This is a genomic window from Treponema sp. R6D11, from assembly GCF_054786075.1.
In genome coordinates, this window is record NZ_BDHD01001296.1 from 1 (window position 1) to 337 (window position 337).

At 49.3% G+C, this 337-nt stretch carries 2 pseudogenes; one reads left to right on the top strand and one right to left on the bottom strand.

Annotated elements, in window-relative coordinates:
- Positions 1–182: pseudogene (locus ACYVTD_RS18495) on the bottom strand (hypothetical protein); the annotation flags it as partial.
- On the opposite strand from ACYVTD_RS18495, the pseudogene ACYVTD_RS18500 reads away from it, so the two are divergent.
- Positions 154–337: pseudogene (locus tag ACYVTD_RS18500) on the top strand (NADH-ubiquinone oxidoreductase-F iron-sulfur binding region domain-containing protein); the annotation flags it as partial. The pseudogenes ACYVTD_RS18495 and ACYVTD_RS18500 sit on opposite strands and share 29 nt — an antisense overlap.

The window sequence follows — 337 nt, forward strand, 5'->3', positions numbered from 1 at the left end:
CCCATGGGAACTTCGACAAGGCCGGAACTTTTAATTTTTCCGGTAAGGGCGAATACTTTCGTCCCCTTGGATTTTTCCGTGCCCAATTTGGCGAGCCATGCGCCGCCTTTGTTGGTGATTACCGGCACGTTGGCGAAGGTTTCAACGTTGTTGATGATGGGCTCCGGCGGTATGATCGTCATGGACGAAGACGACTGCGTAGTCGACGTATCGCGCTTTTACATGGAATTCTGCGTTGATGAAAGCTGCGGTAAATGTTCTCCATGCCGGATTGGAACCACTCAAATTTTAAAAATTCTGGAAAAAATAGCAGAGGGCAGGGGACAAGACGAAGATC